This is a genomic window from Aquirufa sp. Wall-65K1, from assembly GCF_054558475.1.
In genome coordinates, this window is record NZ_JBPXKD010000001.1 from 132,054 (window position 1) to 153,491 (window position 21,438).

The 21,438-nt window shown below is 36.9% G+C and carries 21 protein-coding genes; 13 read left to right on the top strand and 8 right to left on the bottom strand.

From position 1 onward, the window contains the following. The first annotated feature begins 1 nt into the window (after position 1). Both ACST15_RS00610 and lepB read left to right on the top strand, forming a co-directional pair. A complete protein-coding gene (locus ACST15_RS00610; RefSeq protein ID WP_459452724.1) occupies positions 2-784 on the top strand; it encodes a phytanoyl-CoA dioxygenase family protein in 783 nt (260 codons plus the stop codon). A 1-nt stretch (position 785) separates the two neighbouring features. Then, the gene (gene lepB, locus ACST15_RS00615) at positions 786-1,931 is read left to right on the top strand and encodes a signal peptidase I (protein ID WP_459452725.1); all 1,146 of its coding nucleotides are present in this window, start codon (positions 786-788) and stop codon (positions 1,929-1,931) included. A 58-nt stretch (positions 1,932-1,989) separates the two neighbouring features. On the opposite strand, the gene ACST15_RS00620 is transcribed toward lepB, so the two are convergent. Both ACST15_RS00620 and ACST15_RS00625 read right to left on the bottom strand, forming a co-directional pair. Next, entirely contained in the window at positions 1,990-3,171 is a 1,182-nt protein-coding gene (locus ACST15_RS00620) for a class I SAM-dependent rRNA methyltransferase (RefSeq protein WP_459452726.1), read from the bottom strand. Positions 3,172-3,190: 19 nt separating this feature from the next. Then, positions 3,191-4,087: a zinc dependent phospholipase C family protein gene (locus ACST15_RS00625; protein ID WP_459452727.1), complete on the bottom strand. Its 897-nt coding sequence runs from the start codon at positions 4,085-4,087 to the stop codon at positions 3,191-3,193. A gap of 54 nt (positions 4,088-4,141) precedes the next feature. On the opposite strand from ACST15_RS00625, the gene rpsT reads away from it, so the two are divergent. After that, positions 4,142-4,399: a 30S ribosomal protein S20 gene (gene rpsT, locus ACST15_RS00630; protein ID WP_109322831.1), complete on the top strand. Its 258-nt coding sequence runs from the start codon at positions 4,142-4,144 to the stop codon at positions 4,397-4,399. Positions 4,400-4,483: 84 nt separating this feature from the next. Continuing rightward, positions 4,484-5,185, top strand: a complete 702-nt coding sequence (gene radC / locus ACST15_RS00635; RefSeq protein ID WP_459452728.1) for a RadC family protein — start codon at positions 4,484-4,486, stop codon at positions 5,183-5,185. A gap of 147 nt (positions 5,186-5,332) precedes the next feature. Here the strand turns inward: radC and hisB are convergent, their stop codons facing one another. After that, a complete protein-coding gene (hisB, locus tag ACST15_RS00640) occupies positions 5,333-6,445 on the bottom strand; it encodes a bifunctional histidinol-phosphatase/imidazoleglycerol-phosphate dehydratase HisB (protein WP_459452729.1) in 1,113 nt (370 codons plus the stop codon). 120 nt (positions 6,446-6,565) lie between these two features. Here hisB and ACST15_RS00645 point away from each other — a divergent pair, with 120 nt between their 5' ends. Next, positions 6,566-7,816, top strand: a complete 1,251-nt coding sequence (locus ACST15_RS00645; protein WP_459452730.1) for a hypothetical protein — start codon at positions 6,566-6,568, stop codon at positions 7,814-7,816. Positions 7,817-7,987: 171 nt separating this feature from the next. Beyond that, positions 7,988-9,784, top strand: coding sequence for a DEAD/DEAH box helicase (locus tag ACST15_RS00650; RefSeq protein ID WP_459452731.1), 1,797 nt, complete (start codon positions 7,988-7,990; stop codon positions 9,782-9,784). A gap of 51 nt (positions 9,785-9,835) precedes the next feature. Here ACST15_RS00650 and ACST15_RS00655 read toward each other — a convergent pair whose 3' ends face one another. Both ACST15_RS00655 and apaG read right to left on the bottom strand, forming a co-directional pair. Then, the gene (locus ACST15_RS00655) at positions 9,836-10,282 is read right to left on the bottom strand and encodes a hypothetical protein (protein WP_459452732.1); all 447 of its coding nucleotides are present in this window, start codon (positions 10,280-10,282) and stop codon (positions 9,836-9,838) included. Next, complete coding sequence (gene apaG, locus ACST15_RS00660) at positions 10,282-10,668, bottom strand: Co2+/Mg2+ efflux protein ApaG (RefSeq protein ID WP_459452733.1); 387 nt, start codon at positions 10,666-10,668, stop codon at positions 10,282-10,284. The genes ACST15_RS00655 and apaG overlap by 1 nt, the downstream gene beginning before the upstream one ends. 4 nt (positions 10,669-10,672) lie before the next feature. Between apaG and ACST15_RS00665 the strand changes: the two genes are divergently transcribed. Further along, complete coding sequence (locus ACST15_RS00665; RefSeq protein WP_459452734.1) at positions 10,673-11,377, top strand: uracil-DNA glycosylase; 705 nt, start codon at positions 10,673-10,675, stop codon at positions 11,375-11,377. Here the strand turns inward: ACST15_RS00665 and ACST15_RS00670 are convergent. Both ACST15_RS00670 and ACST15_RS00675 read right to left on the bottom strand, forming a co-directional pair. Further along, the gene (locus ACST15_RS00670) at positions 11,372-11,668 is read right to left on the bottom strand and encodes a DUF4286 family protein (protein WP_459452735.1); all 297 of its coding nucleotides are present in this window, start codon (positions 11,666-11,668) and stop codon (positions 11,372-11,374) included. The two genes, ACST15_RS00665 and ACST15_RS00670, sit on opposite strands and share 6 nt — an antisense overlap. Beyond that, positions 11,665-14,625: an FAD-binding and (Fe-S)-binding domain-containing protein gene (locus ACST15_RS00675; RefSeq protein WP_459452736.1), complete on the bottom strand. Its 2,961-nt coding sequence runs from the start codon at positions 14,623-14,625 to the stop codon at positions 11,665-11,667. The genes ACST15_RS00670 and ACST15_RS00675 overlap by 4 nt, the downstream gene beginning before the upstream one ends. Positions 14,626-14,771: 146 nt before the next feature. Between ACST15_RS00675 and ACST15_RS00680 the strand changes: the two genes are divergently transcribed. After that, positions 14,772-16,016 carry an ABC transporter permease gene (locus ACST15_RS00680; protein ID WP_459452737.1) on the top strand — a complete coding sequence of 415 codons (1,245 nt, stop codon included), beginning with the start codon at positions 14,772-14,774 and terminating at the stop codon, positions 16,014-16,016. A gap of 49 nt (positions 16,017-16,065) precedes the next feature. Here ACST15_RS00680 and mdh read toward each other — a convergent pair whose 3' ends face one another. Beyond that, positions 16,066-17,001, bottom strand: coding sequence for a malate dehydrogenase (gene mdh, locus ACST15_RS00685; RefSeq protein WP_459452738.1), 936 nt, complete (start codon positions 16,999-17,001; stop codon positions 16,066-16,068). Between the two features lie 156 nt (positions 17,002-17,157). On the opposite strand from mdh, the gene ACST15_RS00690 reads away from it, so the two are divergent. The 5 genes from ACST15_RS00690 (at position 17,158) to ruvA (ending at position 21,374) form a co-directional block, all read left to right on the top strand. Beyond that, on the top strand, positions 17,158-17,577 hold the full coding sequence (locus tag ACST15_RS00690) for a YkvA family protein (RefSeq protein ID WP_459452739.1): 420 nt from the start codon (positions 17,158-17,160) through the stop codon (positions 17,575-17,577). Between the two features lie 71 nt (positions 17,578-17,648). Beyond that, positions 17,649-17,855 (top strand): twin-arginine translocase TatA/TatE family subunit, encoded by a 207-nt coding sequence (tatA, locus tag ACST15_RS00695; protein WP_109322843.1) that lies wholly within the window; start codon positions 17,649-17,651, stop codon positions 17,853-17,855. Between the two features lie 78 nt (positions 17,856-17,933). Further along, the gene (gene gatA / locus ACST15_RS00700; protein WP_459452740.1) at positions 17,934-19,349 is read left to right on the top strand and encodes an Asp-tRNA(Asn)/Glu-tRNA(Gln) amidotransferase subunit GatA; all 1,416 of its coding nucleotides are present in this window, start codon (positions 17,934-17,936) and stop codon (positions 19,347-19,349) included. A 4-nt stretch (positions 19,350-19,353) separates the two neighbouring features. After that, positions 19,354-20,784, top strand: a complete 1,431-nt coding sequence (locus tag ACST15_RS00705; protein ID WP_459452741.1) for a lytic transglycosylase domain-containing protein — start codon at positions 19,354-19,356, stop codon at positions 20,782-20,784. A gap of 2 nt (positions 20,785-20,786) precedes the next feature. Beyond that, positions 20,787-21,374 (top strand): Holliday junction branch migration protein RuvA, encoded by a 588-nt coding sequence (gene ruvA, locus ACST15_RS00710; RefSeq protein ID WP_459452742.1) that lies wholly within the window; start codon positions 20,787-20,789, stop codon positions 21,372-21,374. Positions 21,375-21,438 lie beyond the last annotated feature (64 nt).

Here is a 21,438-nt window from a genome sequence, read left to right on the forward strand (position 1 = left end):
TATGCACAATATTGAATTCATAAAGAAGGAGTTAGATGAACAAGGGGTGGTGGTGATACCTGGTTTTTTTGACCCAGCTTTAATTCACAAATTGCAGGCTGCCGCTAAGCAAATTTTTCAAATTCAGTTTGACCACTTTGGTATTAAAGGAGATTACTTGAGCCAAATGGTTCAATTATTTGAAAACCATATTGATGAGTTCATCAATTGCGGAAAATTGATTCAAACGGGTTTGGTAGAGTTATACCAAATTGCAGTTCATCCAGATTTGGTGCAATTGATGCATGACATTGGAATGAAAGTACCTAATATGTGTACACGTCCAGTTTTGTTTTTCAATCATCCTTCTTTAGCAAAATCAGAGCATTTTTATAAAACACCACTACATCAGGATTGGGTTTCTATGTTATCCTCTGCTGATTCTGTGGTGGTTTGGATACCTTTGATGGACGTACAAGTGGAACATGGGCCTGTCGTGTTTTACCCAGGATCCCATAAATTGGGTCCCCTGACAGATAAAATTGATAATGGTTTTGCAGAAGTACCTTTTGATAGAAACTCCTTTCCAAGACTCCAGCCAGAGCTTAAAGCAGGGGATATTGCGGTTTTTTCCACACTATTGGTTCATGAATCAGGCGTAATTTCCAATAATGAAATACGTTGGTCTTGTCATTTCCGTTATACCAACATGCTCGACCCAGATTTCATAGAAAGAGGATTTCCACATCCTTACATACATAAGCCATCACAAGAGTTGATTGATAAATTTTTGAAAAAGAAATAAAATGAAACAAGAGGAAAATAAACATCCTAAACAAAAATCAGCTTTTAGAGAATGGCTTGATTCTGTGGCTTTTGCTGTTATAGCAGCTACCCTTATCAGGTTCTTTCTATTTGAGGCCTATACCATTCCCACTCCATCCATGGAAAGTTCCCTGATGGTAGGTGATTTTCTTTTTGTCAGTAAAATGCACTATGGTGTAAGGACGCCTAAGACTCCTTTACAACTTCCATTGACACACCAAAAGATTTGGTTTACCAATTTGCCATCTTATCTACGTTGGTTGGATTTACCTGTTTTTAGACTTCCCGGATTTACAGAAGTTAAAAAAGGTGATGCTGTTGTATTTAATGCTCCCAATTGGGAGGAAGATGGTGATGCTCCACTTGATTTACGTACCTTTTATGTGAAGCGTTGTGTAGCTACGCCAGGTGATGTATTGGAGATCAGAGACCAACAAGTTTTCATTAATGGTAAACCTTTAGAAAATCCTGAAAGAATGCAACATCCTGTTTTCTTAAAGACAAAAGAGGATTTAGATGAGAGCTTTTTCGATCAATACGGTATCAGAAATTCGGTAGATGCCAGTTTTGAGTCTTCAGATTGGTTGCCTTTAGCAGATTCTACGAATCAATTAGTTGGTTATAAGTTAAATACCAGTAAAAAACATTTGGATGAAATCATGAAATTACCTTTCAAAAAGGAAATTGATTATAATTCATTTAAAGATCCTAAGGGGGTAACTTACATAGACATTTTCCCTCATGATACAACTCAGTTTAAATGGAATAGAGACTTTTTTGGACCTTTACAGATTCCTGAAAAAGGTTGGACTGTCCAGTTGGATGCTAAGACTATTCCTTTGTATCAAGAAGCCATAAGAAGTTATGAGGGTAATAAAGATATTACGCTAGAAGGGGGTAAATTGATGAAAGACGGTAAGGCATTGACTTCCTATACTTTTCAACAGGATTACTATTTTATGATGGGAGATAATCGCCATAATTCAGCCGACTCGCGTTTTTGGGGATTTGTACCAGCAGACCATATCGTTGGTAAGGCTGTTTTTGTTTGGATGTCTTTGGACCCAGGTAAAGGCTTATTCTCCGGAAAAATCCGTTGGAATAGAATATTTAGATTTGTTAATTAATGTACAGAATCTCAGTTTAAAAGAAAAACGCCATCTCATCTTCTGAAATGGCGTTTTTTTATATAACTCGAAGAACAAATCCCTTTAGGTAATTACTTTCTGGATGGAATAAATTAATGGGATGGTCTGGAGCTTGGGTCATTTGATGTATAACCTGTATTTCTCTTCCTGCTGCTATTCCTGCTGCTACCAACATGTTTAAAAATAGTTCCCTTGTAATGACCTGTGAACAAGAATAGGTAAAAATTAAGCCATTTTTCTTAATTTGTTGAATCGCTATTTGGTTGATTTTTTGATATCCTTGAAGAGCCTTATGTTTTGTACTTATGGATTTAGCAAAAGCTGGTGGATCCAAAATAATGATATCAAATTCATCTTGGTTATTTTTAAGGTAGGGTAGGGTTTCACCTACAATGGCCTCGTGTTTCTTTTTACCAAACTTATTCAGGCTAATATTAGCATTAACTAAATCAATCGCTTTAGCTGAAGCATCTAATGAAAGAACGGAAGCAGCTCCAGCTTTTAAGGCATAAAGTGAGAAACCTCCTGAATAACAAAATGTATTTAAAATGTGCTTATCCTTGGCATAATGGGCCAACAAGGCACGGTTATCCCGTTGATCTAAAAAGAAACCCGTTTTTTGTCCAGTTACCCAATTCACCGAAAATTTGACTCCGTTTTCTTGGATTTCATACGGAACCTCAGCTGAACCAAGGACGTACTCGTTTTGGCATTGGGCGGCAAAATTGGGCGGCAAAGTTTCCTTGCTTTTATCATAAACGGCCTTTACTAAATCACCAAAAACCACTTTTAAGGCTTTAATAATCGCCTCTTTGTTGCGGTACATACCAATGGTATGCGCCTGAAAAACAAATACATCATGGTAGACATCAATGATTAAGCCTGGGCAGCCATCGCCTTCTCCATGAATTAAGCGATAGGCATTGGTTTCCGACATATTTAACTGTTGCCTTAATTCCCAAGCACGAGCTATTTTATGTACCCATAATTCTGCTAAATCCGCTACAGGTGTAAAGGATACAATTTTAACTGCAATGCTACCCGCATGATAATGACCTAGGCCTAGGAATTCACCTTTATCACTTAATACATTCACCCAATCGCCATCTTGTAAATTTGGGCTTTGCTGGTAAATAGCTCCTGAAAATATCCATGGGTGAAATCTTCTCACTGGGGCATCTTTGCCTCGTTTTAAATGTACGCTTTGTGCTGTTATCATACTGCAAAATTGCACAAATTTATTTGAAATCACTTTGTCCTCCCAATATCCAGGCAGTTAATAGTAAATCGCCTAGATGCTGAATGGCGGATTTATATTGATTTTCAATCTGTTGATTTAAAGATTTGTGGTAAGCCAAACTATACATTTTACTATATGTCTTGATCAATGATTTTCCTTTTTTTTCCATACTGTATTTTTTACTTTCTTGGGTGATTTGATTTAATTCCTGTTCCTTTTTCAATAAACTGGGCACTAATTGATGAGCCTTTAGTACCCAATTCCAGACAGATTGCTGCGGATTATCTACATATTCGGCAGGGCCAATCCAATCATCTATGCCTTCTCCCAGCAATTCAGGGATTCTTGATTCCCAGAAACTATGGAGGCCTTGTTGCCCCGTTTTTTGACCATCATAATTGGATGTAGTATGTAAAGGAACGTGGGCATCAGCCACATAATGGCCTAGTTCAGCCGATAGTTTAATGATTTGTAAGGTGTCATGTTGATTAAAAGCATGAATTAAGCGTTGGTGTACTTGAGGTATATGCCATGGTACAATGCCATGTTTTTGTAGGCTGTCCTCAGCAATCAGTTGAAGCGCTTCTTTCCAAGTGCTATTTTGAATGTTAGGTGGATATTGGTCTAGGTCAATGTAATGTCGGGCTGCTTCCAAATCAAGTATATACCTTCTTTGATCGGGTAATACAGCCCATTCTTCTAATTTGGAAAGATGCCTTTTGTAAAATTTGCTTAAAGTAGGAGGTAAAGTGAAGACTGCCAGCTTGTTGATTTTTTTATGAGCATAAAATCCCCATGGGTTTAGACTCAAACTGGGACTTTGGAATAAAAATAGGCTGAAAATCAAGTAAATTATCTGGCTTTTTTTAGGTAAAACCTTGTGAGTATAAATCATATTGTTTACTTTTGCATTTCAATTTTCAAAAGAATAGAAATTTTTTAGTTAAAAATGGCAAATCATAAATCAGCACTAAAGCGTATTCGGGCAAATGAAGCAAAGCGTTTGCGCAATCGTTATCAGCATAAATCTACTCGTACATTGATCAAGAAATTGAGATTGACTACGGACTCATCTGTAGTGGTAGATTTGTTCAAACAAGTTTCTTCAGCTTTGGATAAATTGGCGAAGAAGAACATCATCCACAAGAATAAAGCAGCCAACCAGAAGTCTAAATTAGCTAAGTTGGTTAACAAAGTCGCTGCTTAATAGCACGATTATCATATACTTGATAAACCCTGCCTATGGCGGGGTTTTTTCGTTTCAGGCCAGTACATTCGTTTAAAAAATCAAATGAAGTACGAAAGCTCCCATCTTACTATTAAAGACCTGAAGGTAGAAGATAGACCAAGGGAAAAGTTGAATTTAATCGGCAAGGATTTGTTGGGCGTGGATGAATTATTAGCCATTTTAATCCATTCCGGAATTCCTAATAAATCTGCCCTCCAAATGGCGAATGAATTATTGAATTCCATTGGGGGTAATTTAAGTACACTTGGCCGTTTTTCCTTACATGATTTCATGAAGTTTAAAGGCCTAGGGAAAGCCAAGGCTACCCTTTTAGTGGCTGCCATGGAATTAGGCCGTAGAAGGATGTCCTATGAAGCATCGCAGGCCATACAAGTAATTCAAAGTTCCAAAGATGCCTACCAATTACTCCATCCTCATTTATTTGATTTGAACCATGAAGAGTTTTGGATCATGCATTTGAACCGAGCATCAAGTTTAATTAAAATGCAACGATTAAGCATGGGAGGGGTGGCTGGTACTTCTGTTGATTTAAAGCTTCTGTTTAAATCAGCATTAGATGCTATATCAAGCTCGCTGATCATAGCGCATAACCATCCATCTGGACAATTGAAACCAAGTAAAGCAGATCGGGAATTAACGCAGCGAATTGTAGAGGCAGGTAAAATGTTAGATATCCAAGTATTGGATCATTTAATTATTACTGCCCAAGGCTATTTCAGTTTTGCCGATGAAGGCTATTTATAAAGAAAGAGGACTATTTTCCTCTTTCTTTATAAATCTTTTGAAGTTTTGAACCAATCACAATTGAAATGGCGAACAAAATAATAAAAAAAGCTGCTCCTGAATAACCCATAGTTGTATGTTTAATGACGTGCAAAAATACTAAAAAAATTAAAGCAGGCCTTTAGTACTTGGCAAAGAATTTAAATTATTTACATCTCTTTGAACGGCTAATCGAATTGATTTAGCAAATGCTTTAAAAATGGCTTCTATTTTGTGGTGCTCATTTTCTCCTTCCGCCTTGATATTTAGGTTTGATTTGGACGCATCTGAAAAAGATTTAAAGAAATGAGAAAACATTTCTGTTGGCATTTCTCCAATTTTTTCTCTCTTAAAATCTGCCTCCCAAACTAGCCAATTTCTACCGGAAAAGTCGATAGCCACTTGCGCTAAACAATCATCCATGGGCAATAAGAAACCGTACCGATTGATACCCCGCTTATTACCTAAGGCCAAAGCAAAAGCCTCACCAAGGGCAATTCCTGTATCTTCAATGGTATGGTGTTCATCGATGTGTAAATCTCCTTGAACACTAACCGCTAAATCCATGTTAGCGTGTTTGGCAATTTGGTCTAACATGTGATCAAAAAATCCTAAACCGGTTTGATTATAAGCTATACCACTTCCATCCAAATTTAAATCTATATGGATTTTAGTTTCGTGGGTATTTCGGTCATGTGAAACCTTTCTTGCGGGTAGTTGGAAAAATTGAAAAATTTCGTTCCAATGCTCACATTGAAGCGATAAAGAAGCCTGTAATTCTTCAGGAACGTCCAATGCCCCAATCAAAATACTTTGACAGCCTAAATTTTTAGCTAATTGAATATCTGTTAAACGATCTCCGATGACATAGGAATTAGCTAAATCATATGCGGGTGAAAAATATTCCTCCAATAGGCCTATTCTAGGTTTTCTAGTTGGCAAATTTTCATGAGGAAAACTTTTATCAATATGAATGTTAGAAAATCTTATCCCTTCTGAGGCCAATATTTCAATCATTTTATTTTGAGCTGGCCAAAATGTCTCCTCTGGAAAAGAAGCAGTTCCTAAACCATCTTGGTTCGTGACCATCACCAATTCAAAATCAGTGATCTCCGTGATTTTTTTTAGATTGGAAATGACATTGGGCAAAAAGGCTAATTTTTCATAGCTGTCTACCTGCTGGTCGGTGATCGGTTCAATGATGATGGTTCCATCCCGGTCAATGAATAATACTTTCTTCATCTTGCAAAGTTAATGATACATTTTCATGGAAGTAATAAATATGAAAAAAATACGATTCATTATGTGTTAAAAGTGATAGGACTAATGTAATTTAGGGGATAATTATACCCAAAGAGGCAGATGTTTACAATTTTGGAAGCTGGCGAGAGAGAGATTTTTATTCAACGTGTAGCACATTATACCAACGAGAGTGTTGAAAAAATTCAGGAATTATTACCTGTTTGGGAATCTATCATTTTGGGCTCTTCGCTCATTCTTATTCGAAATAGAATACGTTATAATGCCTTAAATAATTTTATTCAGCAGAAAACAGTACCCACTAAAGAAATTGAATTCATTTTTACATCTCCAACTTCTTCGGTGAATTGGGAGAAAATCATTCAATATGGTGAAGGTTTATTTGGGGTATTAATGCCAGACAAAAAAAGTGCTATTGCTCTTTTGGTCTCTCGTGAATTAAAGTGTAAAAGTTCCTTAGTCGTTAAAGGCCTAAGTATTTGTTTTGCCTTGTACGGAAATCGGCTAAAGTATGTTGATTCGGCCAATTTGAAAGATTGGAGTGCTTTTGGGGAGTATTTATTTACTCAAAAGCATGAATTTGCCGCTTTATGCCCAGCTAAATTGCAAGGGCAGATTTCTGAAATTTTATTACTCAATGATTTTTTCAGGAACGAATCTAGCACATTTCAAAGTAATTCAGATGAATTTGAACTGAGCGCTGTTGATGATGGATCCTCATCAACTAATTGGAAGATCATAGGACTAATCCTTGGTTCAATCATGATTGCCTCGGTTATTGCTTGGTTTGTTTATGTCAATATGACCAAGGAGGAAGAGGTGGTGAATGCTGAAACTGAAGAAATAATTCCCATCGATAGTTTAGCGAAATTACGTGATAGCCTCAGTAAACTAAGTGCTGATTCTGCTCGCATTGCTTCTGATTCATTAACTCACCTAAGTTGGCCAGATGGCAAGGCTTTTGATGTTCCTAAGAACTCAGCCTTGGTACCGATGTTTGAATATTTGACGGATACAACCAATACGGAATCGAGTGAATTACGTGTTAGTGAAATTTCTTTTGACGAAGAAACCAATCAACTAGTTTCACCCTTTGATGCTTTTTTTAAGAAAATGGTGGAAGGTTTGAATAAGTACAAAGACGTGCATATTCGTATTTATGCTTTTTCTGAAAATGATGCTAAATCAGGCTTAAAACGAGGATTTGTTGTCAAAAATCGTTTAGTCGGAGAAGGAATTTCTCCTACTCGTATTGATGTGAAAGCTGCTGGAAATACGGTAAATCCAGAGGCATCTGTTCCAATCAATTCACAAATTTTACTGATACTTTCTAAGAAGTCTGTATTAAAATAATACAATTTATTTGCTTCTCGTTTTTTATTAAAGTACTTTTGTGCTTTAGAAATACAAATACATCCTCACAACTCTTTTTTACATTAATTGTAAAATTCTTTTCCCTGGTAAAGGGCTATCGGCAAGAGTTAATTACGGATGTGTTCGGGCAACGTAATTAAAAAACAACAAATGAGTAATCAAATTCGCTTTGATTCGCTTCCGTTTTCGGAAGGAATCCTGGCTGCTGTTAATGAAATGGGCTTTGAATTCGCTTCTCCCATTCAATCAGAAGCTATTCCATTTATTTTAGAAGGTCGTGATGTAATCGGCCAAGCACAAACGGGTACAGGTAAAACTGCTGCGTTTGGTATTCCAATGATTGAGCATGTCGCTCCATTCGAGAAATATGTGCAGGCCATCGTATTATGTCCTACGCGTGAATTAGCACTTCAGGTAACGGAAGAATTGAAGAAATTATCCAAGTTCACTAAGGGTGTTTGGGTAACCACGGTTTACGGTGGAGATTCTATCGAACGTCAAATTAAATCTTTAAAGGCTGGAGCCAACATTGTTGTCGGAACTCCAGGTCGTGTTATTGACTTAATTGAACGTCGTGCTTTGAAATTAGGTCAGGCATCCATGATTGTTTTGGATGAAGCTGATGAAATGCTAGATATGGGTTTCAGAGAAGATATCGAAAGTATCTTACAAGAAATTCCAGAAGAACGCCAAGTCGTTCTATTCTCTGCAACCATGTCAAAGCCTATTATGGCTTTAACGAATCGTTATTTGACCAATCCTAAATTAGTGAAGGTGGTTAAAAACGAAATTACCAATGTCAACATTGAGCAATTGTACTTTGATGTCAAAGGACGTGCTAAAATGGAGGTAACGACTCGTTTAATTGATTTTTATAACCTCAAATTGGTACTTATTTTCTGTAATCAGAAGAAACGTGTGGATGAGGTAGTAGAAGAATTGGTGATGCGTGGTTATGCTGCAGAAGGTCTTCATGGTGATTTACGTCAATCTCAACGTACTCAAGTGATGAATCGTTTCCGTAATGGAAATGTAGGTTTCTTGGTAGCTACTGACGTGGCAGCACGTGGTTTGGACGTAGAGAATGTGGATGCTGTTATCAATTATGACATTCCTTTAGATGAAGAGTATTATGTACACCGTATTGGTCGTACCGGTAGAGCTGGAAAATTCGGTAAAGCCTTTACTTTAGTGGTTGGTTCTGAAAGAAATCGCTTACGTGAAATCATGAATTACACGAAAGTGAAAATCGAAAAAGGAGTTATTCCAACCTTTACTGATGTAGTTGGCGTGAAGAAAGGTATGTTCATTGAACGTGTGGCTGCTACTATTCAAGAAGGCGATTTAGATGTTTTCAATGATGCTTTAACGAATCTTCATCATGCAGGATTTACGACAGAGCAAATTGTTGCTGCTTTAGTAAAAATCAGTATGGGTGTTCAAAAGAATGAGTTTGGGGACGAGAATCTCGAAGGAGAATTTGAGCGTCAATCTCGTAAATATGGACGCGATGATCGTGGTGGTGATCGTGGAGACCGCGGTGGTTACCGTGGTGATCGTGGCGGAGATCGTGATGGTCGTCGTGGCGCTGGTCGCTTTGAAAGAGAATCTCGTTATGGTGGTCGTGATGACCGTGGTGGCGATAGAGATCGTGGACCTCGTGGACCAAGAAATGACAAAGAAGGCAGACCTTATCGTTCAGATGAAAATATGGTGCGCATGTTTGTTAACATTGGTTTCAATGAGAAAATTTCTCCTTCAAACATTGTAGGTGCTTTTGCTGGTGAATCCGGTATTCCTGGCAATGTTTTAGGTCAAATTCAGATTGAAAATAAGCATACTTACGTAGATGTGCCTAAAGAATATGCCAATGTTGTTTTAGAAAAAATGGCTGGTGCTCAAATAAAAGGAAAGCGTGTGTTAGTAGAAATAGCTAAACCGGTTTAATTTTCCTTGAGATGAATTGAAAAAGGCGACTATTTGTCGCCTTTTTTTATGCTATGATTTTTTTAACATGAAATGCTGTTTACTAGCAAGTTTGTTAAATCGTAATATTCCTAAATCAAATAAATCAATGCTATGAATGACTCGAGGGTCTTCAATTATTGTATCCCAAATATCCTGGCTGAGCGTTGATTCATAAGGATTTAAAATAAATAAAATGGAATTTTCCTGGGCTTTGGGGAATAATTCTTGATCTATTTGCTCATAAATTTCAGGACTTAAATGAGGAATGACCAATGTAATTACCTCAGTTAAATCTATTTGCTGGGCATAAAATTGACTAATTCCTTGAATTAGTTCCTCTCTTTTTAAATTGCTTGGTATTTTACGATGTAAAATAGGATCTATTACCTCTGTATATAATTTATAGACAGAAGGGGAGTGTAAACCGTGACTAGTTTGTGCTTGTAATTGGAAAAAAAATTTAGAAAATAAGCGCATTAATTTAAAATATAAGCTGGAGCCAATTCAAATGGTGGTATTTTAACGGTAAAGGTAGATTGAGTTTCTAAGTTTAAGAAAGTATAATGTCCGCTCATTTTACCTAAATTTCCAATAATGGGGCATCCAGAGGTATACGTAAAGGATTGATTAGGTTCAATAATAGGTTGCTGCCCTACTACACCTAATCCATTAACATGTTCCGTTTTACCTGAACCATCTTGGATTTTCCAAAATCGACTGACCAATTGAGCAGGTTGCTTACTGAGATTTTTGATTGTAATTTGGTAAGAGAAAAAATGCTGGTATGGTTTTTGGATTTCATATTCAGACATGTGTTGGGTTTCAACCGAAATGTAAAAACCATTGGTGATAGATTCTGTCATAAGTATGGAACAATTGGAGAGTAAAATAGTTCGAAATTTGCCTGATTTACTAGTGAATGATTGGAAAAATATTTTCATATCCGAATTGGGGGAATCATACTTTGAGTCCATACAAACAAAGCTTAATGAAAAAATGCTAACCGAGGTGGTTTATCCGCCCATAGATTTGATTTTCAATGCCTTTAACCTCTGTTCATTAGCAGATACCAAGGTTGTCATAATCGGTCAAGATCCTTATCATGGTAAAGGTCAAGCGCATGGTTTATGCTTTTCTGTTCCCCATGGTATTCCGCTTCCACCTTCCTTACGGAATATAAAAAAAGAGTTAGATCTCGACTTAGATGTTATTTTTAGCCATGAGGATGGTGATTTAAGTTCTTGGGCTAAACAAGGTGTACTCATGCTAAATTCCGTTCTATCTGTCTCCGAATCTCAACCGGGTTCACATATTGATTTAGGTTGGCAGCGTTTAACGTCTTTGGCAATCGAAAAAATCAGTCAAGAAAAAGAACATGTTGTCTTTTTGCTTTGGGGAAATTATGCTCAGCAATTAGCTAAACATGTGGATGAGAAAAAGCATTTGCTTTTGCGGTCATCTCATCCTTCGCCATTATCGGCTAATCGGGGAGGATGGTTTGGAAAAAGGCCATTTTCTAAGACGAATGATTACCTAGTGGCACATCATGTAGAGCCTATTCAGTGGTTATAATTTCTTAAGTTGACTTGGGAAATACACGTGTTGATTTGGAAATTCCTCCAATAAAAAACCTGAAACTATTCCTTCAATAATCGCGGTTTGCTTTTCAAATTCTGGTTCAATCCAACATTGAAGACTAAATCCTTTTGAATCTGGTTCTTGGTGCGAACTAATTTCAAATAAGTATACCTGAGAAATAAAAGATTGTTTTTCTATCTCAGGAACAATGATTTTTTTCAGAGCGATGATGGCTTTTTCTTCTATCGAATTTTCGACAAAAACGGATAAGTTATATTGAATCATAGTTTTATCTGAGGATTAGCAAGGGATTGGTATAGAATTTCTACGGTGTGATAGGCCTTTTTCTCAATACCATCTTTAATTTGATGGCGGCATGAAGTACCATTACTAGCTATAATCGTTGCATGTGATTTAGATAAAATGCTAGGAAATAAGACCAAATTGGCAATTTGCTTAGAAAGCTTAAAATGCTTTTTCTCATAACCAAAAGAACCAGCCATTCCACAACATCCAGAAGGTATTAATTCAACCTCGTGACCTTCAGGGAAAGATAAAACTTGACGAGTAGAACTTAGGCTGGCAATGGATTTTTGATGGCAATGACCATGCAATGCAATTTTTTTGTTTTTTGATATAAAAGAAGATTTTTTAATTCGATTGGCCTTCATTTCTCTGGCTAAAAATTCATCAATTAAAAAACAATTTTCCTTTAATAAATGGGCATCTTTCCTAAGTTCAGGATCTACTAAATCAGGTATTTCATCACGAAAGCTAAGTATGGCACTGGGTTCAAGGCCAACAAATGGTGTTTCATGGCTGATTTTTTCCCTTAGAGAAATGACATTTTGATTGGCTAATTTTTTAGCTTCAATGAGCATTCCTTTCGATAAATAACTTCTACCGCTAACGATTGATTTGGGGATTTCAACTCCATAGCCAAGTTCATTCAACAAGAGGATGGCTTTTTGTCCGATAGCAACATCATTATAATTGGTAAATTCATCGGCAAAGAAATAAATCATTCCCAGGGGTAAATCACTTTGCTTTACTCGTTTTTTATATTGATTGAACCACTCTTCTAAGCTGGTAAATGATACTTTGGGTAGGCTTCTTTCCCACGAAAAGCCCATCATACTTTTGATGATGACGCTTGTCAGGGGAAATTCAATGGCGAAATTATATAGGGGTGCAATTTTTCTAACCCAATTTTGAATGATTGGAAAATGGCCAACCAATTGGATTCTCCAAGGCGTACCTTGATCCAGATAACTTTGTTGGAGTGTCTCAGCTTTTAATTTACTGATATCTACCCCTGACGGACACTCCGTTTGACATCCTTTACAGGATAGACATAGATCTAATATTTCCTTTAATTGTGGTTCGGAGAAGGGCTTTTCAATATCGGATTTTAAAATTTGACGTAACATATTAGCCCTAGCCCGAGTACTATCTTTTTCCTGTTGTGTAGCCATGTAGCTGGGGCACATGGTTCCACCTGTTAAGGCTGTTTTTTTACAATCTCCTGAACCAGAGCATTTTTCAGCTAAAGTCAATGGGTCTTTTAATTCACCGTAATTAAAGAAATATGCTTGTTTTTGAGGGTTTTTTTCTTGAATTCTAAATGCTTCATCCATGGGAGGCGTATGTACAATTTTCCCGGGGTTTAAAGTATTATGAGGATCAAAAATATGTTTTATCTCTTTGAATAAATCATAAATCTCCGCGCCCATAAGTTCTGGAATAAATTCTCCTCTTAGTCTTCCATCACCATGCTCACCACTTAAGGAACCTTGGTATTTCTTGAGAATTTGAACCGTCTCAGCCAATAATTGGCGAAACAGTTTTTTCCCTTCCTCTGATTTTAAATCTAGAAATGGTTCAATGTGCAATTCCCCTGCGCCTGCATGCGCATAAAAAGCAGCTTGTACTCCATGTTTTTGTAGTAAAGCCTGTATGTCAGCCACATAATTGGGTAAATCTTCTGGATCTACGGCACAATCTTCAATCAGATTAACAGCTTGTTTTTTACCTATAATGTTCCGAATTAAACCTAGCCCAGCTTTTCTGATATCCCATCCTTTGGCAATTTCCTCACCACTTAAAATGGGAGCTGCATACCCTAAACTTTGGGCATTTAATTGTTCAATGAAACGATTGGCCTTATTTTCACTATTGGAAGCTTCATCTCCTCGAAATTCAACCATTAAAATGGCTGCAGGTTTGCCTTGTATAAAATCCCGATCTTTTTGAAACTGAGGATGCCCCTCGGTAAAGGAAAGGATAAAATCATCGACCAATTCAGATGCAGTAGGATGATTGGTTAGGGCTACTAAATTGGCTTGCAAAGATTCTTGAATGGAATCGCAGTGGACACAAACTAAACAGACATCGGCGGAGGGGATATCCAATAACTGCAATCTGAGAGCATGAACCACCGCTAGGGTGCCTTCAGAACCTGCAAGTAGAGCAGAAAGATTAAAAGGTTTACCTTGAGGATTAAATGGTTGCATTTCCACTAATGCATCCAGGGCATAACCCGTATTTCTTCGTTTGATACTTGGTTTAGGAAATTTATTTCGAATTAACTCCTGGATAGCAGGATTATTCAAAATTCGATGTAATTCTCGGTATATTTTACCCTCTAAATTCTGAAGGCTAGTTTTTTTGTAAAACTCTTCATTGGTCAATGGGTGTGTATAAATATCAGTTCCATCAGCTAATATAGATTTCGTTTCCAATAAATGATCACGAACATTGCCCCAAACGATTGAATGTAGTCCACAGGAGTTATTACCAACCATGCCACCAATGAGAGCTCTGTTAGCAGTAGAGGTTTCAGGTCCAAAAAATAGCCCTGTTTTTTTTATGGATGTATTTAAATCATCACGCACAATTCCCGGTTCCACCCAAACCATCTTTTCTTTTTTATTTAAAGAGATGATTTTACTCATGGCAGAGGATACTTCCATAACAATTCCATCGCCAACTACTTGGCCAGCCAATGAAGTTCCAGCACCACGAGGAATAATTCCGAGTTTATTGTTTTTAGCGAATTGAATTAAGCGCTTAATATCTTTTTGAGATGCAGGAATGGCTACGGCTTGTGGTTGAACTTGATAAACCGATGCATCTGTGGCGTATATTTTCCTAGCTATTTGAGACGATTGAGATGCATCAAAAAAAAGTTTTCCCTCAAAATGAGCAGATAATTGGTGATATTCTCTTTGACTCCAAGCCATGGGTATATATTAAGAAGCTAAAATTACAAAAATCCAGTCTTACCTACATATTGCCATTCAAAGTTTATACCATCTATTCATATAATTAGGAGTTTAGAAATAGAAATAGCTTAGTAACTTTAGGCTTATTGCGCAAATTCATAGCTATGAAATTTCTAAGACAAGTATTTGAAAGTTTAGTTTTCGCCTATCAGGCACTTCGATCAAATTTAATGCGTACTACCTTGTCCTTGCTAGGGGTTAGTGTAGGTATTTTTGCCATTGTAGCTGTATTTACTGCAGTGGATTCATTGAATGGTAAGATTCGTTCGGAGATTGATTCTTTTGCTGGTTCAGGGGTTTTGTATGTAGGGAAATGGCCTTGGTTGATGCAAAATAATTACCCATGGTGGAAATACTTGAATCGTCCGGATATGAAATATTCGGAGTTTAAATATTTAAAAGAAAATTTAACTTCTGCTCAAGCAGTAGCCATCATTGATGGCGGTAGAACAGCTTCTGTTAATCGGGGTAGTAGCAGTATGGATGTAAATATTACTGGGGCTAGTTATGATTATAACCAAGTGACAAGTTGTCCTATTAACGAAGGAAGGTATTTTTTACCCATTGAATCAGACAATGGTTTAAACGTAGCCATTATAGGCTCTAAAGTAGCGGAAAATCTTTCTAATGGCGAATCGATAATCGGTAAGGTGATTAAAGTAAATGGAATCAAGTTTGCCGTTATCGGGGTAATTGAAAAGAAAGGAAATGATATGCTAGGCTTTGGTGGCACACCCGATGAAAAAGTAATTATCCCTTACATTACCTATGCTTCTATTTTTCAAAAAGATAGACCTCAGCCAGATATTTCGGTGAAGGCATTTGAGGACGATGTAAACCAACAAACGTTGGAAGGTGATATTTCTGGAATGATGCGAAGTTTACGTTCAATTAAGCCCAAACAAGAAGATTCTTTTTCCATCAATCGTATGGATGGCTTGAATCAATTTTTTGATGGTATATTTTCAGTGCTGAATATTGCGGGTGCTTTAATTGCAGGCTTTTCTTTATTAGTTGGGGGCTTTGGTATTGCAAATATTATGTTCGTATCTGTGAAAGAAAGAACCAATATTATTGGAATTCAAAAATCATTAGGAGCTAAAAATTATTTCATCATGTTTCAATTTTTGTTTGAAGCAGTATTTTTAAGCTTAATTGGGGGTATTGTTGGGATAGGATTAGTCGTATTAATCACCTTGATTCCACAAGATGCCTTACCATTAAGTCTGAGTTTTAAAAATGTACTTAGCGGATTAATGATTTCAAGTTTTATTGGAATTCTATCCGGTATCATTCCTGCCTGGGTAGCAGCCAAGATGGATCCCGTTATTGCTATCCGCTCTAAATAGAAAAAGGCCATCATTTGATGGCCTTTCTTTATGATATTAATCCGAAGAATTATAAACTCAATGTACTTAAAACCGAGTTCATGTTACGAACGGCATCAGCTGATTTATTGAAAGCAGCCTGCTCATCTTCTGTTAATTGATAGTCTACGATTTTCTCCCATCCGTTTTTACCCAATACAACAGGTACACCTAAACAGATATCAGACTGGCCATATTCTCCATCCAGAGAAACACAGCAAGCCATGATTTTTTTCTCATCGCGAACAATGGCTTCAACTAATGCGGCACCAGCAGCACCAGGAGCATACCAAGCAGAGGTTCCTAATAAACCGGTTAATGTAGCGCCACCTACCATGGTATCTGCTGCCACTTTATCTAAGGTTTCTGATGATAAGAATTGACTTACAGGAACGCCATTGTAAGTAGCTAAACGCTTTAATGGAATCATGGTTGTATCTCCATGACCACCAATTACAGTTCCGTGGATATCATTGATTGAAACATCCATGGCTTTTGCTAAATAGCACTTGAAACGTGCTGAATCTAAAGTACCACCCATACCGATGATACGGTGCTTATCTAAACCTGCCACCGACTTAGCTAAATAAGTCATGGTATCCATTGGGTTAGAAATGATAACAATGATCGGGTTTTTAGAGAATTTTAAAATGTTTTCTACAACACTTTTCACAATACCTGCATTCACTCCGATTAATTCTTCACGAGTCATACCCGGTTTTCTCGGTAAACCAGAAGTAATGACAACTACATCTGAATTAGCTGTTTTTGAATAATCATTGGTAGAACCTACTAATTTGGTATCAAAACCCAAAAGAGAGGCGGTTTGGAACATATCCAAAGTTTTGCCTTCCGCAATACCTTCTTTGATGTCCAATAAAACTAATTCATCTGCTAATTCTTTTCTAGCGATGTTGTCAGCACATGTAGCACCTACAGCACCAGCTCCAACTACGGTAATTTTCATTGTTGTGTGATTTTAATGATTCTTATGAGCAAAAAACTCCCCTAAATTACGACAAAACCATTAAATATTTGTAAAACTAGTGGGATTATATAAATAAGGACAATACCTGCTAGATTTTGGTATTCAATTTGTATATTTATGGATAAATCCATGTTTATGACTAGAAAAATCACCTTTATTGATCGGATATTAAGTTCTCAATTTTTCAAAGAAGCTTTGGATAAAGGGGAGGACTTAATGGCCAACAATAAATATGGTTTATTGAATTTAGTCAAAAGGGCTTTACAGAAGGTAAATGAAACAGCGGCACAGAGTAACTTATCTGTGGTGCGTTTATTAAATCATTACATTGTATTATTTAGTCAATTGATTAAGGCGTATGTACAAGGAACTTATCGCAAGCTACCAGCGATAACTCTAGCAAAAATTGCAGCAGTTTTGATTTACTTTATTTCACCATTTGATTTTATACCTGACTTATTGCCGATCGTTGGTTTTACAGATGATTTGGCTTTGGTATTATGGGTAGGTAAATCAATCAAACAAGAACTAGATGAATTTGAAAAACAAATGTAATCTTTGGCCTTTAATGAAGGAATTTTAATTAGTATTGAATATATTTACAAAATTTTTAAATACAGAAAATGATGAGCATAGCAAGTATATTGTTGTTTTTGAACGGTTTAGGTGGTGGAGAACTTTTATTAATCGGTTTAGCCATACTATTGTTCTTTGGTGGAAAGAAGTTGCCTGAGTTGATGCGTGGACTAGGTAAAGGTATCCGTGAATTTCAGGATGCAAAGAATGAAGTGAAAGATCAAATCAATAAAGAACTAGACGAGACTAAGAAGTAATTCTTTGTTAGACTTATTTATCTGCATAGTTGGACTTGTCCAACTATGCTTTTGTGTTTTATTGAATACCCCATTTGGATGAATATATCCCAGTTAAAATACCGTGATTTAAGAAATTTGTTGGACCAAGGTCAATTGACCTGTGTGGACATAGTGAAGTATTATTTGGCTCAAATTGAGGCTCATAATGAGAGATTAAATGCTTTTTTGGAAATTTATGCGGATGAAGCAATAGAAAAAGCTATTGAGATAGATAAAAAAATACAAGTAGGTCAAGCAGGAGAATTAGCTGGATTGGTCATTGGTATAAAGGATCTTCTCTGTTATGAGGATCATCACTCCTATGCAGGAAGTAAAATCCTTGATTCATTTAAATCTACATTTTCAGCCACCGCCGTTCAAAGGTTATTGGATCAAGATGCCATTGTTATAGGTCGTCAAAATTGCGATGAATTTGGCATGGGATCTACCAATGAAAATTCTGCATACGGGCCTGTTTTGAACTTTAAAAATACACAGCATGTGGCAGGAGGAAGTTCTGGCGGTTCTGCTGTGGCAGTTCAGGCTAATATGTGTCATGTTTCTTTGGGAACGGATACGGGTGGTTCCATACGGATGCCAGCAGCATTTTGTGGAGTTTCAGGTTTAAAACCAACCTACGGTCGAGTTTCTCGTTGGGGTTTAATTGCCTATGCCTCTTCTTTTGATTCAATAGGTCCTATGGCCCGCCATGTTGAAGATTTGGCATTAGTCTTACCTTATATATCGGGTTCTGATGGACAAGATAGTACGGTGGTGTCAGTGAATGAATTCGGGGAAAAGAAGCCTAGTAGTGGAAAGAAAATTGCTTACATGAAGGAGATGGCTGAACATCCCAGTTTGCAACCAGATATCAAGCAAGCATTTTTTGATCGTTTAGAGCTTTTGAATTCCAAAGGTTTTGAAGTAGTTGGGGTAGATTTTCCTTATGTGGAAGCTTTATTACCTACCTATTATATTTTAACGACGGCGGAAGCAAGTTCAAATCTCTCCCGTTTTGATGGAGTAAAGTTTGGTCATAGAACCCAAATAGCTACCAAAGATCTCTTGGATATGTATAAAAAGACTCGGGATGAGGCATTTGGAGAAGAAGTGCAACGAAGAATTATGTTAGGAACTTTTGTATTAAGTGCGGATTATTATGATGCATATTATACCAAAGCCCAGAAAGTTCGTCGTCTGATCAAAGAGTATACCCAAGGTTTGTTTCAAGAATATGATTTTATAGTTTCTCCTACAACATCTTCCACTGCTTACCGTTTGGGGGAGAAGACCTTAGATCCCTTACAGATGTATTTAGGGGATTTATTTACTGTTCAGGCGAATGTAACTGGTTTACCAGCGATTTCTATTCCGATGGGAGAGGATGGACAGTCCTTACCTATGGGTTTTCAAATTATGGCAGATGTCTTTCAAGAAGAGTCCATGCTTGATTTAGCTTTGGAATTAGTTTAATGCATTGAAAAAGAAGAGCTTACATATTGTTTTTGTTTTATTCTTTATTACTGCTTCAGTAGGAAAGGCTCAGGTATGGAATTCCTTCAAACCTATTTTAGATGAGCGTGTCATAGATTCTTTAGCTCAATATGAGCAAGGTTCCCCGACGGCCTGGATGATTGATCCAGCCTTGATTGAGGGAAGATTGAAGCAAATGAAGAATCAAATTCCTTTGCCTTATAATTTTTATGTTCATCAGTTTGTTGAATATTTTGCTTTTCGAAAATCAGACTTTACTCAAAGAATGTTGGAGAAGCGTGATTTGTATTTTCCTATTTACGAGAAATACCTCAAGCAATACAATCTTCCTGACGAATTAAAGTATTTATCACTTATAGAATCTGGTTTAGATCCGAAGGCATTATCCAACAAAGGAGCAGGCGGATTATGGCAATTTATGCCTTATACTGCTCGTGGTGATTTTGGTTTACGAGTAGATTCATATATAGATGAGCGATTTGATCCAGAGCGGGCAACTGAGGCAGCCAGTAAATATTTAAGGCAATTGTACCGTATTTTTGGCGATTGGCATTTAGCCTTAGCTGCCTACAATACGGGACCAGGCAATGTTAAAAGAGCTATCAGGAATTGTAAAGGTTCTGATGATTTTTGGGGAATTTATCCCTGCTTACCTAAACAAACTAGGGCCTATGTACCTCAGTTTATAGCTATGGCCTATATGATGAATTATCATTGGGATCATGCTATTCATCCAGAAACCTGGGCAAGCCATGTGCCTTCTGATACCTTACAAATAAATGGCTATTTGAATCTTAGCGTCTTTGCTTCTTTAGCAAAGATTTCTATGGATACTTTGAAAAAGTTGAATCCTCATGTTTTAACACATTATTTGCCGAAAGATTCTAAATCGTTTGTGTTAAAGATTCCCAAAAATAGAACGGAATATTTTCAACTTAATCGTAAGGTAATCTTAGATTCTGCTGGATTAGCATCTATTTCTTTTCAGCCAATTTTGGCAACAGATACCACGGCTACCATGCAAATGCGTCTGGTTAAAGTCCGCTACAAGGTAAAAAAAGGAGAAACTATTTATGAGGTAGCTCGTAAATTTGAAATTTCTGTATTTGAACTCAAGAGAATCAACCGTTTACGAAGAAATCGCTTGAAAAAAGGCCAAAATTTGTTTGTTTTGGAAAAGCAATGGTTTTCAACCAAATCGATTGCCAAAGTTTCCGATTCTTCAGTAGTAAAATTGACCTCCAAACAGCTAGTTTCTAAGAAGAAAAAGGTTAAATATTATTTAGTTCGTTCAGGAGATACTTTGTCTGATATAGCTGAAAAGCATGACGGATTAACTGTTGCCAAAATTAAAAAATTAAATCGCTTGCGTTCTTTGGTATTACGACCAGGAATGCGGTTAAGAATTTCTTAAAGATGATCGCGTATTTGCAAGGTAAATTAGCTCATAAAGATCGCACCCACGTCATCATTGATGTGAATGGTGTCGGTTATGAAGTTAAGATTTCATTACAAACTTATGATAGTTTGGCAAATGGGCATGAATCCATTAAGCTGTTTACTCATCTTCAAATTAAAGAAGATTCACATACTTTAGTGGGTTTTCATAGTATGGATGAGAAATTACTGTTTTTAGATTTAATCAGTGTTTCTGGTATAGGCTTAAGTACTGCCTTGGTCATGCTTTCATCTTTTTCCTCAGGAGAAATTAGAGCGGCAATCATGAATGAAAATATTGGGTTAATTCAGTCCATAAAAGGTATTGGTTCAAAAACAGCCCAACGTGTTATTTTAGAATTAAAGGATAAATGTAAGAAAGATGCCTTGTTTGTTGAGGCAGGTCTGGCTTCTCATGATCAATCCTATGGTGTGAAACAAGAAGCATTAGCTGCGCTTGTAACCTTAGGAATTGCTAGAGGTGTAGCTGAAAAAACTTTGGATAGCTTGATTAAAAGCAATCCAGACGCTTCGATTGAGCAATTAATTAAGTTGGCTCTTCGTTAAAATGGTTTAAAATTGATTCCCGTATCATTGTGCATATAAATTTTGCATCCCGTGTTCTGATTAC